Source organism: Noviherbaspirillum agri (assembly GCF_054780595.1).
Window position 1 is genome coordinate 18175 of the sequence record NZ_BAAGWA010000002.1, and the last position, 14139, is coordinate 32313.

11 protein-coding genes and 1 tRNA gene are annotated in these 14139 nt (G+C 59.0%); 10 read left to right on the forward strand and 2 right to left on the reverse strand.

The window, feature by feature from the left end; all coding sequences use genetic code 11:
• Positions 1–91: 91 nt before the first annotated feature.
• The 6 genes from sbnA to thrC all read left to right on the forward strand — a co-directional run bounded on the left by sbnA (position 92) and on the right by thrC (position 6341).
• Complete coding sequence (gene sbnA, locus ACYVIA_RS02745) at positions 92–1087, forward strand: 2,3-diaminopropionate biosynthesis protein SbnA (protein WP_460837677.1); 996 nt, start codon at positions 92–94, stop codon at positions 1085–1087.
• Between the two features lie 79 nt (positions 1088–1166).
• The gene (gene sbnB, locus ACYVIA_RS02750) at positions 1167–2177 is read left to right on the forward strand and encodes a 2,3-diaminopropionate biosynthesis protein SbnB (protein WP_460837678.1); all 1011 of its coding nucleotides are present in this window, start codon (positions 1167–1169) and stop codon (positions 2175–2177) included.
• 36 nt (positions 2178–2213) lie between these two features.
• Positions 2214–3410, forward strand: coding sequence for a benzoate/H(+) symporter BenE family transporter (locus tag ACYVIA_RS02755; protein WP_460837680.1), 1197 nt, complete (start codon positions 2214–2216; stop codon positions 3408–3410).
• Between the two features lie 33 nt (positions 3411–3443).
• Positions 3444–4625, forward strand: coding sequence for an NAD(P)/FAD-dependent oxidoreductase (locus tag ACYVIA_RS02760; RefSeq protein ID WP_460837682.1), 1182 nt, complete (start codon positions 3444–3446; stop codon positions 4623–4625).
• A gap of 22 nt (positions 4626–4647) precedes the next feature.
• On the forward strand, positions 4648–5034 hold the full coding sequence (locus ACYVIA_RS02765) for a Rid family detoxifying hydrolase (protein ID WP_460837683.1): 387 nt from the start codon (positions 4648–4650) through the stop codon (positions 5032–5034).
• A 5-nt stretch (positions 5035–5039) separates the two neighbouring features.
• The gene (thrC, locus tag ACYVIA_RS02770; RefSeq protein ID WP_460837685.1) at positions 5040–6341 is read left to right on the forward strand and encodes a threonine synthase; all 1302 of its coding nucleotides are present in this window, start codon (positions 5040–5042) and stop codon (positions 6339–6341) included.
• 63 nt (positions 6342–6404) lie between these two features.
• Here thrC and ACYVIA_RS02775 read toward each other — a convergent pair whose 3' ends face one another.
• The gene (locus ACYVIA_RS02775; protein ID WP_460837688.1) at positions 6405–8366 is read right to left on the reverse strand and encodes an APC family permease; all 1962 of its coding nucleotides are present in this window, start codon (positions 8364–8366) and stop codon (positions 6405–6407) included.
• A gap of 185 nt (positions 8367–8551) precedes the next feature.
• On the opposite strand from ACYVIA_RS02775, the gene ACYVIA_RS02780 reads away from it, so the two are divergent.
• Together ACYVIA_RS02780 and ACYVIA_RS02785 are read left to right on the forward strand one after the other, a co-directional pair.
• Positions 8552–8636: transfer RNA gene (locus ACYVIA_RS02780), tRNA-Leu, on the forward strand.
• A 191-nt stretch (positions 8637–8827) separates the two neighbouring features.
• Positions 8828–9757, forward strand: coding sequence for a 5'-nucleotidase (locus ACYVIA_RS02785; protein WP_460837690.1), 930 nt, complete (start codon positions 8828–8830; stop codon positions 9755–9757).
• Between the two features lie 73 nt (positions 9758–9830).
• Here ACYVIA_RS02785 and ACYVIA_RS02790 read toward each other — a convergent pair whose 3' ends face one another.
• Positions 9831–12143 carry an NADP-dependent malic enzyme gene (locus ACYVIA_RS02790; protein ID WP_460837691.1) on the reverse strand — a complete coding sequence of 771 codons (2313 nt, stop codon included), beginning with the start codon at positions 12141–12143 and terminating at the stop codon, positions 9831–9833.
• Positions 12144–12525: 382 nt separating this feature from the next.
• Here ACYVIA_RS02790 and thiL point away from each other — a divergent pair, with 382 nt between their 5' ends.
• Both thiL and ACYVIA_RS02800 read left to right on the forward strand, forming a co-directional pair.
• Positions 12526–13494, forward strand: coding sequence for a thiamine-phosphate kinase (thiL, locus tag ACYVIA_RS02795; protein WP_460837693.1), 969 nt, complete (start codon positions 12526–12528; stop codon positions 13492–13494).
• Complete coding sequence (locus ACYVIA_RS02800) at positions 13491–14015, forward strand: phosphatidylglycerophosphatase A family protein (protein WP_460837695.1); 525 nt, start codon at positions 13491–13493, stop codon at positions 14013–14015. Before thiL ends, ACYVIA_RS02800 begins: the two co-directional genes overlap by 4 nt.
• The last annotated feature ends 124 nt before the right edge of the window (positions 14016–14139 follow it).

A 14139-nucleotide genomic window follows, 5' to 3' on the forward strand; every position in this document is an offset into this window, starting at 1 on the left:
TCGAAACGATCTGTATATTTGCCGGCGGACATTGTAATGCTACCTTGACAACGCTTTCAAGGCACTCATCTTTACATGGGCTATGCGTGACATGATCTATAAAACTCCGCTCGAACTGACCTTCGGTGACATCTTCCTGGAAGTCGCCGACCTGCTCCCGAAAAACAAGGTATTCGTCAAACTCGAAGGCCTGTCGATCACAGGCTCCATCAAGATCAAACCAGCCTTGCGCATGCTGCGCCGGATGGAACTAGAAGGCACGCTCAAGCGCGGCATGACCGTCATTGAAAGCTCTTCAGGGAATCTCGGCCTGGCACTCAGCATGGCGTGTGCGGTGAAAGGCTATCCCTTTATCTGCATTACCGATCCCAACATCTCGCCACAGACCGCTCGGCTCATCGAGGCTTACGGCACACGACTCATTACCGTGCGTGAGCGAGACGCCAATGGCGGATTTCTCGGCACACGCATTGGACTGATCAAGTCGATGCTGGAAGCCGATTGCCGACTGGTGTGGACCAACCAGTACGAGAACATCAACAACGTCGAAGCGCATTACATCACCACCGGAGCAGAAATCCTGCGCCAGTTTGCGCAACCGGATTACGTCTTCGTCGGTGCCGGGACCACTGGCACCTTGGGCGGCATAAGTCGTTACCTGCGAGAGCATTCTCCTGCCACGCGCATTATTGCGGTCGACAGCGTCGGCTCCGTCACTTTCGGTTTCCCCTCCGGGAAGCGGCATATACCGGGACTCGGCACCAGCCAGGCTCCCGTCATCCGCAAGCATTCGGACTTCGACGACATCATCATGGTGGAAGAAAACAAGGCGGTCGCCATGTGCCGCTCTCTCGCCCGGCGCGGCATCCTTCTCGGCGGCTCTTCCGGCACGGTCCTCGCCGGCGTCGCCCACATGGCAAACATCATCCCGGAGGGCGCCTGCGTCGTCGCGGTGTCACCGGACATGGGTGACCGCTACATCGACACGGTCTATGACGACACATGGGTCGAGCAACGCTTTCCTGGCGTCGCTACACAAAGACCCACACCACTTAACGATGCGCCACTAGCAGACGCACTCGCGTGAATCGCGGCCCTTCCCGACTTCCATTGTTAGCCGCGTGCGGCAGCAAGGCCCCCATGTCTCTTGAATTCGAATACACATCATGAAAATTCCCAGCTTCAAAGTAATAGGCGCATCCGTCATCAAGGAGTGGATGGACAAGCATCCGCAGAAAATTTTCGAACTGGTAAAGAACACCTATGTGCTTCATTCGACGGCACAAGCAATCAATCCGGACAGTTATTTCCTTCGGTTTCCAAATGAGCAGAAAAATCGCATCATCGCGCTGCCTGCCTCACTTGAAGACCAGGCTCCTGTCGCCGGCATCAAGTGGATTGCCAGCTTCCCGGACAATATTGCAGACGGCCTCGACCGTGCGTCGGCAGTACTGATCATCAACGATCGCAAAACCGGCTATCCGCGCGCTTGCCTGGAGGGTTCCCTCATCAGCGCCGGCAGGACCGCCGCATCAGCGGCGGTAGGCGCGCAGTACCTGCATCCGACGCCCGGCCGCATCAACCGTTTGTGCGTTGTCGGATGCGGGCTGATCGCCTATCAAAGTATCGAGCTCCTCGTACGACTTGGCTGGAAAATTGGCTGCCTGAGCGTCATCGACACGTCTGAACAGCGCGGCGCATTGTTTGCCATAAAATGCCAAAAGGCACTCAAGATCGAAGCCGACACGGACTTGCTGGGTAGGGCGATCCCCCAATCGGACATGGTGCTGTTCGCCACATCGGCTGGTACGCCGCACATTCGGGATCCCCTCATGTTCCGGCATGCGCCGACAGTGCTGCACATGTCATTGCGCGACTTGTCGCCGGAAGTCATTCTCGCCGCGCAGAACGTCGTCGATGATGTCGATCATTGCCTCAAGGCGCAGACATCCCTGCATCTGACAGAGCAGGAGGTCGGATCGAGAAATTTTGTAGCGGGAAATGCCGCCGACCTGATCGAAGGCCGCCTGCTGCCGGACAGGACTCGCACACGCGTCTTTTCACCGTTCGGAATGGGGATACTCGATCTCGCTGTAGCACGCGCCATCCTTGATGACATCAGCGAATCACAAGGCAATGCCATTCCCGATTTCTTTCCGGTTCCTTATGCCGCGTGAGGCCACCCTCACTTCACCTGTACGCCCATGACAAACATGAAAACACTCCGAGACGATTTCTCGGCATCGGCCCTTATCGCGGGGCTGATTGCCGTCACCGTATCGTATGCCGGTCCGCTGGTGATCGTTTTCCAGGCTGCGAAGACGGGACTTCTGTCGCCGGCGCAGATTTCGTCCTGGATATGGGCAATTTCCATCGGAAGCGGGGTCACAGGACTCATCCTCAGCCTTCGCTTCCGCACGCCGGTGATCACCGCCTGGTCAACACCTGGTGCAGCGCTCCTGGTGAGCGGGCTGACGCAGTACACCTACGCGGAAGCCATTGGTGCCTATCTGTTCTCCGCCGTGCTGATCACGCTGCTCGGCGTCAGCGGCCTGTTTTCGAAGATCATGGAACGTCTGCCAACCGGTGTGATTGCAGCCATGCTGGCAGGGATATTGTTTCGCTTCGGCGTTGGCGTATTTTCTTCGCTTGAGCAGGTTCCGGCATTAGTGCTGCCGATGTTCCTCGCCTATCTGGTCGGTCGCCGGTGGTTGCCGCGCTATGCAATCGTGATCACGCTCCTCGTCGGATTCAGTGCAGCACTCGGCCTGCATCAATTCGACCTTCGCGGCTTCTCTGCGACGCTCGCAACACCTTTGCTGACCACGCCGCAGTTCTCCTTGTCGGCATTGATCGGTCTTGGCATTCCACTTTGCTTCGTGACGATGGCTTCCCAGAATGCGCCGGGCATTGCCGTACTCCGCACCGCGGGCTACGCAACGCCGACCAATCCTCTGATTACCACGACCGGGCTCGCGTCCTTGCTGCTTGCACCATTCGGCGCACACGGTATCAATCTCGCAGCGATTACCGCTGCAATATGCACCGGCCCGGAGGCGCATCCCGAGCCGAGGCGCCGCTATGTCGCGGGCGCATCGTGTGCAGCTTTCTATCTGCTGGTTGGCTCCTTCGGCGCAACGATTGCCAGCCTGTTCTCTGCACTGCCCGCTGCACTGATTGCATCCCTCGCCGGCCTGGCCCTGTTCGGCTCGCTCGCCACGGGACTGGGAACAGCAATGTCGAACGACAGTAAGCGCGAACCTGCATTGATCGCGTTCCTGGTAACCGCATCCGGCATCTCCTTTCTCGGGATCGGCGCCGCTTTCTGGGGCCTTGGCGCAGGCGTGCTGGCCGACTGGTTGCTGTTCGGCGCGATGACCAGACGCCGGCTCTCTCCCACAGCGAGCTGATTAGTTCATCTTCACAATGCAGGGCATAAAAAAATGGTTAAGAAGTGTGATTTTGTTGTTGTCGGCGCCGGGATCGCGGGCACATCGGCGGCCTATGAACTTGCTGCAGAAGGAGATGTCGTCCTGCTGGAGCGCGAGATGCATCCCGGCTATCACTCGACCGGACGTTCCGCCGCTATTTTTCTCGAAACATACGGAAGCGCGACCGTACGAGCGCTCACGCGTGGCAGCCGCGCGTTTTTCGAGAACCCACCTGAGGGCTTTTCCGAGCACACATTAGTCAGCCCGCGTGGCGCACTATTTGTCTCCACGCAGGCAACGCTGCCCAAACTCGCTGCGCATTTCATCGCTGTATCGAAACTTGTCGACACGGTCACCTGGTTTGATGGCGACGACCTGCAAAAACTGCTGCCTTGCCTGACCAAGGACACCTGGGTCGCCGGCGTCCTCGAGCCGCATGCACAGGATCTCGATGTGCACGCCATTCATCAGGGATATCTTCGCGGCTTCCGGCAGCGCTCCGGAGAATTGGTCGTAAATGCCGAAGTGATGTCGGCCACTTATCAGGCAGGCGCATGGCGCGTACAGACGACTAACGGCGTGTTCGAGGCGCCGTATCTCATCAACGCCGCCGGCGCTTGGGCGGATGAACTGGCCAGCCTCGCAGGCGTCAGGCCGATCGGCCTGCTCCCGCAGCGGCGCACAGCGGTGATGCTTGACGCGCCCAAAGAAGCGCAATCGTGGCCGTACTTCGGCGACATTGGCGAGTCGTTTTACGTCAAGCCGGACGCCGGCCGCCTGCTCGCATCTCCATGCGACGAAGTGACCGTGCCTCCGTCTGATGTTGCCCCGGAAGAGTATGACGTCGCCGTCATCGCGAATCGCATTGAGACCATGACGACCCTGCCGGTCAATCGCATTCTCAGCAAATGGGCTGGGATCCGCACCTTTGCACCGGACCGCACGCCCGTCGTCGGCTGGGCACCCGGAGCAAAAGGTTTCTTCTGGCTGGCCGGACAGGGTGGTTATGGCATCCAGACCGCGCCCGCAATGGCACGCTGCTGTCATTCGCTCATTACAGAGAAAAGGATACCGCAGGCGCTCGCCGACCTCGGCGTCACATCCGAGGCCCTGTCTCCGGTGCGATTCACATCACATGTGACTGCACCGGGCAACGCACTCGACATTGGCAATCTTCTTACACCAACCCGTTGAGCAGTTTCGAAAGGAGTCACTCATGCAAAAAATCCAGATCCATACCGATAAGGCGCCCAAGGCAATCGGTACTTACTCCCAGGCGATTCGTTCCGGACAAACCGTCTACCTTTCCGCACAAGCGCCGCTGGTGCCGGAAACTATGGATGTGGCCCCGGGCGGCATTGAAGCGGAAATCGCACAAGTCTTCGACAATCTGAATGCTGTCGCCACCGCAGCGGGCGGCAGCCTCGACAATATCGTCAAACTGACCGTCTACCTGACGGACCTGGCGCACTTCCCCCTTGTCAATCGAATCATGGAGCGCCGCTTCAACGTCCCCTATCCGGCACGCGCAGCAGTCGGCGCTGCTGCCTTGCCCCGCTCTACCAATGTAGCCGTTGAAGCAATCATGGTGCCTCCGGGTTAGCAACGATGTCGAGCTCCCCTTCCCTTCGCCGGCGCATGCCGCTTCCCTCGCTTCCCGAGCATGTTCTCGGTCTGCGCTGTCTCATTTGCGGGACGACGCATGCCCCGGATGAGCAGGCTTATGTCTGCCCAAAGCATGGCAATGAAGGCGTTCTGGACGTTGTCTATGACTATGACTTCATGCGGGAGCGGATCCGGCATGACCTCGCCAGCACCGCAGAGCCGGGCATGTGGCGGTTCAAGTCCTTGCTGCCATTGCCGGCAACCGCGAGCGTACCGGCGCTGCAGGTGGGCGGCACTCCGTTGTATCGGGCGCAACGTCTCGCGCGTGACCTGCGGCTTGCCGAGTTATGGATAAAGGACGAAGGCAGGCAACCGACTGGCTCACTGAAAGACCGGGCAAGCGCCCTGGCAGTGGCAATGGCGGGCTCGGCCGGCATCCGCACCATTGCAACGGCCAGCACCGGCAATGCCGCCGCCGCGCTGGCCGGCATGTGTGCAGCATCCGACGCAAAGCCGGTCATCTTTGTGCCGGCGACCGTATTGCCGGCCAAGATCGCGCAGTTGCTTGTCTACGGTGCAAAGGTCGTGCTGGTGGATGGCAGCTACGACGATGCTTTCGAACTCTGCCTCTCGGCCAGCGCACATTTCGGCTGGTACAACCGGAGCACCGGCTACAACCCTTTCATGACAGAAGGGAAGAAGACCGTCGCATACGAAATCGTCGAGCACCTCGCCAACGAAAACGAAGCAGTTGACGCAGTTATTGTTCCTGTGGGCGACGGCTGCATCCTGGGTGCCGTGCACAAGGGCTTCCGGGATATGCAGGCATTGGGATGGGTACATCGCATCCCAAGGCTGATCGGCGTGCAAGCCGCAGGCAGCGACTACTTGTATCGCGTATGGAAGGAAGGCGGCGACGTCGTCACGGCCCCACCGATTCGCACCAGCGGCATTGCAGACAGCTTGATGGCAGGGCTGCCGCGAGATCGCATCAAAGCCATGGCCGCGGTCCGGTCAACCGACGGTGCGTTCACCAGAGTAAGCGATGCGGAGATTCTTGCGGCCATTCCCGGCCTTGCACGAGGCAGCGGCGTCTTTGCCGAACCTGCGGCAGCCGCTGCGTACGCCGGCTTGCTCCGGGCACTGGACGAGGGACTGATCCGGCGCGGCGAGCGCGTGGCGATCATTTCTACCGGGACTGGATTGAAGGACTTCGCGAGCGCGATCAAATCGGTTGCTCACGAATCCGGCGCGGTCGTACGGTGCAGCCCGAATCTGGAAAGCCTGCAGCAGGCATGGACGTAACTTGACGCCTGCCCAACGGTGCACACACTCCCAGTGACGCCGTTGGGGCGGGGATACAAGGGTTCAAACCTTCATCGGCAAAATGACCATCTGCAGGCTCTCGAAGTGCAGGCGCCGCTGAATCGCCAACGCTGCCTGGTTGTGCAGCAATCGGGTGAACCAGTTGTCGTGTTCAAAGATCAGCTTACTGGTAAAGAAGATCGAATTCGGATATTCCTTGCTGACGGTTTCGCACAACTTGGTCACCTCGACCACAACGTCGGTGCCGAACCCGAGGTAGGCCGCGGATGCCATGCCATGGCTGTGGCAAAAATCGACAAAGAACTTGAGCGTCGCATTTGCCTCCGCGCGCATCTGCTCGACGGCGCCCTCACCGCCGTAGGCATGCGAGTCGACGGTGCGTGCATTGACGAAAATGAAGTTCTTGAAATGGCCGGGGAACATCCTTTGCACCCACAGCAAAGCATGCAAACCACCGCCGCGAGACGAACCGACGATGAATACTGCTGTCTGGTCATTTGAATCTGGTTCGACCGGGCCGACATGCGGGCCAAATGGCTGATTCGCGAAGACCTGGTCTACCGCGTGGATGGCATCTTTTGCGTCCCGGTAGTGGTTACGAATGTAGATGCACAGGCAGGCAATTGCGCCAATGATCACCGCTGCCGCCCAGCCGCCATGCGCAAACTTATTTACCAGCAGAACCGCAAGAATCCCTGCGCAGGTTATAAATCCCAGCATCGACAACGTGAAGCGGCGCAACCAGCGCGCTTGTTTATGCCGATTGCGCCACCAATAGAGGCAGAGGCCGAACAGCGAAATGGCGAATGTCAGGAATACGGACACGGAATACAGCACGACCAGCAAGGTTACGCTGCCCTGAGTCCAGTACAGGATGCCGAGCGCCGCAATACCCATCACGAGGATGCCGTTCTGTGTGACCAGCCGGGTGGACAGATAACGGAATTTGTGTGGCACCCACGAATCTGCGGCCATATTTGACAGTACGGCCGGACCGCCGAGAAAGCCCGTATTGGCGGCAACAAAGAGCAGTCCGGCTTCGAAGGCCAGCACGAAGGTCAGTACGATCTTGTTGCCCAAGGCACTACCGAAATCGAAGTTGTCGATGATGGCCCTGAAGGTCGATGCATTGAGTGTCTGCCCCTCAACAGGGCTTGCATCCCACAGCAGGTACAGCAGGATGATGCCGCTGGCTGTGAAGGCCAGTGACAGCGCCATCAAAGTCATCGTCAGCTTGCCGGTGCGCACCCGCGGCTCGGCAAGGATGTTGACGTTGTTGGATACCGCTTCCAGGCCGGTGTAAGTACCGCCGCCTTGCGAATAGGCGAGCAACAGCATGCCGGCGACGCCGATCCAGCCGATGTCATCGGCCAAGGTACTGGTTGCATCCAGCGTATGCGGCACCAGATCGGGAAGGTACGAGGCGTGTGCAAAAATGCCGTAGACGATCAGCAAGAAGTGCGTGATGACAAAGCCGAGGAAGATCGGCAACAGGACGCGGATTGCCTCTTTCATCCCGCGCAAGTTCAGGATGATGAGCAAGCCGATGAACACGACTTCTGCAGCCAGTTTGTAGGGATGAAATCCCAGTGGCAACAGCGAGGCGAGCGCCTCGACACCGGCCGCGACCGAGATCGCGATGGTCAGTACATAATCGAGCACCAGCGCGCAGCCGGCGATCAGCCCCATATACGGCCCCACCAACCGTGATGCCACCCGATACCCGCCGCCGCCTGTTGGAAAAAGCTCAATGACCTGGTTATAGGCCATTGCAATAATGAACACGGTGACTGCTGTCGCAAGCGCCAGATACAAACCCAGTTCCGTGTGCCCGCCCAGCGCGCGGAATGTTTCTTCCGGACCGTAAGCTGAAGACGACAACCCGTCCGCACCCAGCCCCACCCAAGCGAAGAAGGTAATCAGCGCCAAAGAGTGGCGTGTCTCGGTCTTCAGCGGATCAAGCGCCTTGCCGATGACGATCTCGCGGATTTTGGCGTACTTCATTGTTGTGCGGCGTTTAAATCAAAGTAGGCGATGATACGCCTTTCGATTCCCCCATGACAATTTGGATTGGGACGAGTCTGTTGCTCGAACGCCCTAAATCGGTGATAATGCGCGCTTGTGCCGCCGAGATGGCGGAATAGGTAGACGCGCGGGACTCAAAATTATTGCAGTCCCGTCTCAATATTGCCCGGGTGGTGAAATTGGTAGACGCGCCGGACTCAAAATCCGGTTCCGAAAGGAGTGCCGGTTCGATTCCGGCCCCGGGCACCAATAGCGGCACAACTCAGAGACGGACCCATTCAGCGCACCCATTGTGGTGCGTTTTTCTTTTCAGCATGATCGCTTCGCGCTTCAAGCGCACCTTTCCCGGCTCGGCTTATACTGTGCGCACTTTTGCAAAGCCGCTGTCCTGAGCCAGGTTCGGCCCCGTGACTCTTCCGTACCGCGCGATCAACTACGCTATGCCTTTTTCCCTGGATAACCTGCTTGTTGTCGGCATTTCTTCGCGTGCCTTGTTCGACCTGGAAGCGGAGGAAGCAATTTATCGCACGCAAGGCCTGGATGCCTATCGCAAGCACCAGATCGATAATGAAGACGAAGTCCTGAAACCCGGGGCCGGATTTGCGTTGGTTCGAGCGTTGCTGAAACTGAATGCACTCGTTCATAACCAGCGTTTCGTCGAGGTGGTGATCATGTCACGCAACTCCTCCGAAACGTCGATGCGCATCTTTAACTCCATCAAGCATTTCGACCTCGACATCACGCGGGCCGTGCTTTCAGGCGGCGCTTCGCTGACGCCGTATCTGCGTGCTTTTAATGTCAGCCTGTTTCTATCCCTGCATGAGGATGATGTGCAGGCGGCGGTCGATTCCGGTGTGGCAGCCGCCCTGCTGTACCAAAAGCCGGACAACGCCTTTGAAGACCTCGACCAGATCCGGATCGCATTCGACGGCGACGCCGTAATTTTTTCCGATGAGTCCGAGCGCATCTTCCAGAGCCAAGGCATTGAAGCATTTGAACACCACGAACGCGAGAATGCGCTGAAGCCCTTGCCGGAGGGGCCGTTCGCGCGGCTGCTGAAGGCCCTCTCCTACATCCAGAACAACTTCAAGTCCGCAGACGGCAAGGCCGCGCCAATCCGTACAGCCCTGGTAACGGCACGCTCATCGCCTGCGCACGAACGCGTGATCCGGACCCTGCGCGCGTGGGACGTCGCCATTGATGAGACGTTCTTCATGGGCGGCGTCGCAAAGTCGGATGTGCTGGCCGCGTTCAAGCCGCATATCTTCTTCGACGACCAACCGGGGCATTGCGACCGGGCAGCGCCGCTGGTACAGACTGGCCTGGTCCCGGTCAAGAACCTGCTTCCGCAGGTCGACCAAGGCAAATAAGAAATTCACCAACAACAAAAAGCCGTCCTCCTTTTACGGAGAACGGCTTTTTTGTTGATGCAGTAACGGCGCGTTATCGCTCTGCCACGGCGTCCATGACGCACAATGCCGTCATGTTCACGATGCGCCGCACAGTCGCCGACGGGGTGAGGATATGAACCGGCCTGGCGCAGCCGAGCAGGATCGGTCCGATCGCAATGCCGTTGCCCGCAGCGTTCTTGAGCAGGTTGTACGAGATATTGGCGGCATCGATATTCGGCAGGATCAGCAGGTTGGCATCCCGCTTGAGCGTCGAATCCGGCATGATCGTTTTCAGGAGCATCGGATCAAGCGCTGCATCGCCGTGCATCTCGCCGTCGATTTCCAGTTCGGGTGCGCGCTGGCGAACGATGTCGAGCACCGCACGCATCTTCCTCGCCGACTCGCTGTTGCTGGTGCCGAAGTTGGAGTGCGACAGCAGCGCTGCACGCGGCTCCAGGCCGAAACGGCGCATTTCATCTGCAGCAAGAAGCGTGATCTCCGCGAGCTGTTCCGCGGTCGGATTTTCGTTGACGTGCGTGTCCACGAGTGCCACCTGGCGATCCGGCAGGATCAGCACGTTCATCGCCGCATTGACGTTGACACCCGGCCGTTTGCCAAGCACCTGGTCGACGTAATGCAGATGGAGCGGCACGGTGCCGAAGGTGCCGCAGATCATGCCGTCCGCATTGCCCTTGTGGATCATCATCGCGCCAATCAGCGTATGGCGACGACGCATTTCCAGCTTTGCCCACTGTTCGGTGACGCCCTTGCGGCGGGTCATCGACAGGTATTCCTGCCAGTACTCGCGGTAACGCTCGTCGTATTCCGGATTGATCGTCTCGAAGTCGACCTCGGGGCGCATGCGCAGGCCAAACTTCTGAATGCGCTGGGCCAGTACCGACGGACGGCCGACCAGGATCGGCTTGGCCAGCTTTTCATCGATCACGATCTGCACTGCCCGCAGGATGCGCTCTTCCTCACCCTCGGCGAACACGATGCGCTTCTTGCCGGCCGGTGCCTTCTTCGCAATCTGGAAGATCGGCTTCATGAAGGTGCCGCTGCGATAGACGAAACGCTCGAGGCTGGCGACATAGGCTTGCATGTCGGGAATCGGGCGCGTCGCTACCCCCGAGTCCTCCGCCGCACGTGCGACAGCCGGTGCGATCTTCATCATCAGGCGCGGGTCGAACGGCTTCGGGATCACATAGTCCGGGCCGAACGACAACTCGCTGTTGCCGTAGGCCGTGGCAACGATATCCGACTGCTCCACTTGCGCCAGGTCAGCAATCGCGTGCACGACCGCAATCTCCATCTGGCGTGTGATGGTCGTTGCGCCGCAATCGAGCGCGCCGCGGAAGATGTACGGGAAGCACAGGACATTGTTGACCTGGTTCGGATAGTCGGAGCGGCCGGTGGCGATCACGGCATCGTCGCGTACTGCCTTCACTTCTTCCGGCAGGATTTCCGGCGTCGGGTTCGCCAGCGCCAAGATCAGCGGCTTGGCATTCATCTGCTTGACCATCTCCGGCTTCAGGACGCCGCCGGCGGACAGGCCGAGGAAAATGTCTGCGCCCGGGATCACTTCCGACAAGGTGCGTGCGCTGGTGTCCTGCGCAAAGCGTTCCTTGTCTGGGTCCATCAGTTCGGTGCGGCCTTTGTAAACCACACCTGCCAGGTCGGTGACGTAGATGTTTTCGATCGGGAAGCCCAGGTCGACGATCAGGTCAAGGCAGGCGAGTGCCGCTGCGCCTGCACCGGAAACAACCAGTTTGCAATCGGTGATCTTCTTGCCGACGACTTTGAGGCCGTTGAGGATCGCTGCGCCGACGATGATTGCCGTGCCATGCTGGTCGTCGTGGAAGACCGGGATCTTCATCCGTTCGCGCAGCTTGCGCTCGATATAGAAGCACTCCGGCGCCTTGATGTCTTCCAGGTTGATGCCGCCGAAGGTTGGCTCCAGCGCCGCGATCACATCGCACAGCTTGTCCGGGTCGTTTTCGTTGATTTCGATATCAAACACATCGATGCCGGCAAACTTCTTGAACAGGACGCCCTTGCCTTCCATCACTGGCTTGGAGGCGAGCGGACCGATGTTGCCAAGCCCGAGCACTGCGGTGCCGTTGGTGATCACGGCCACCAGGTTGCCGCGTGCCGTGTACTTGAAGGCATTGGCCGGATCGATGACGATTTCTTCGCAGGCGGCCGCTACACCTGGGGAATACGCCAGCGCAAGGTCGCGCTGGTTGGTCAGCTGCTTGGTCGGGGTAACACTGATTTTTCCGGGCGTGGGGAATTCATGGTATTCGAGCGCCGCCTGACGTAATTGCTGGCGGAGCTGCTCTTTGGGGTCAATGGGCGATTCCATGATGCGGCGTTCCTTTTAGCTTACGGAAAACTTACGATTTTATCAGAGGGAATCCTCTAGATTTATACGTATTTGCCCCAAGTACCTTTGCGGCAAGAAAACTGTCTCAAGAAGCACGGATGAGCACGCAAAGGGCATTATCGTTTATATAAATCGCAGATTTCTTTATTGGTAAATTTCATCTATTGATTTCACCATGTCGATTGCATGATGTGACTCCCTACCGATAGTTGTGCCGTCGCAAGCCGACGCTGCCGCGCATGGTGTCTGGCGAGACGTGCCGCCAGGCGAACCGTGGAAGCATGGCGTTGAACTCAGCCTGATTTGCCCTCTCCCATGCGCAACAACGCTGCGACGATGCACCATTCGGTACAATCGCGACATGTTGTCCGAATTCGACCTGATTGCGCAGTATTTCACCCGCCCGATTCGAAACACCCAGCGTATACCATTGGGCGTGGGAGATGACTGCGCGCTCCTTTCACCCACGTCCGGCATGCAGCTCGCGATCTCCACTGACATGCTGGTCGAGGGGCGTCATTTCTTTCCCGACCCCGATCCCTTTTCACTGGGCCATAAATGCCTGGCCGTCAACCTGTCCGACCTGGCCGCCATGGGCGCAGAGCCAGTCGGATTTTCACTGGCGCTGGCCCTGCCGGATGCACGCCCCGAGTGGCTCGCTCCCTTTGCAGAGGGAATGCTCACGCTCGCCGATCTGCATCGCTGCGAGTTGATCGGGGGCGACACCACCAAGGGGCCGCTCAATATCTGCATCACCGTGTTCGGCGAGGTTCCGCCAGGACAGGCATTGCGGCGCGACGGTGCACGCGCCGGTGACGACATATGGATTTCCGGAACGCTGGGCGATGCACGACTGGCACTTGCCGCGTGCAACAGGGAAGTGATGCTCGATGCCCCGCAATTCGAACAGGCATCCGCCCGCCTGCATGCTCCAACACCGAGAGTGCCCCTGGGCATTGCGCTGCGAGGCATTGCCAACGCAGCGATCGACCTTTCCGACGGACTGGTCGGCGACCTCGGTCACATCCTTGAGCGTTCCCAGGCAGGCGCAACACTGGCCGTGGATGCGCTGCCCTTCGGGCCTGTGCTGTCGCAACAGACGCAGGACATGCGCCGTCATTTCGCGCTTGCCGGTGGCGACGATTACGAGCTGTGTTTTACGGTACCACAGGCACGACGCGATGCAGTGCTTGCGGCTGCACAACGCGCCGGCGTTGCGGTGACACGGGTGGGAAGTATTGACGCCGCTCCCGGGTTACGGCTGGTTGACGGTACCGGCGCCCTGCTGGACCTCCGATTGCATTCCTTCGATCATTTCGCTTCCCCATGACCACACTGGAATCCGGCCAAACGGCCTACGTCACAAAGCCCGACGCCCGTTTCATGCTGTCCCATCCGGCACATGTCCTTGCACAAGGCTTCGGTAGCGGCCTGTCGCCCATCGTTCCGGGAACCTCCGGCACCCTGTTTGGCTGGCTCTCCTTCGCCGTTCTCTCCGCAAGGTGGCCTGAGATATTTACGCCGCTGAACTGGACGATCATCATCGCTGTCGGTTTCGTACTCGGCATCTGGGCCTGCCACCGCACCGGGCGCGACATGGGCGTCGCCGATCACGGCAGCATGGTGTGGGATGAAATCATTGCCTTCTGGCTGGTGCTGCTGATCCTGACGCCGGCCAGCTTTGCTACGCAGTTCTGGGCCTTCTTGTGGTTTCGCTTTTTCGACATGGTGAAGCCGGCGCCGATTGCCTACTTCGATCGTCGCTTCAAAGGCGGTTTCGGTGTGATGTGGGATGACCTTGTCGCAGCGTTTTATACATTGCTGCTGTTTGCGGTGTGGCGCACGATCTGAGACTGGCAAAAAAAACGCGGTCATTGGGGATGACCGCGCCAAGCTCGAAACTTCACGCCGCTGCTTGCTCGCACCGTCAAACCGTTGGATTTGACGTCTGCTGAAAACCATTCTGCTGCAGGTG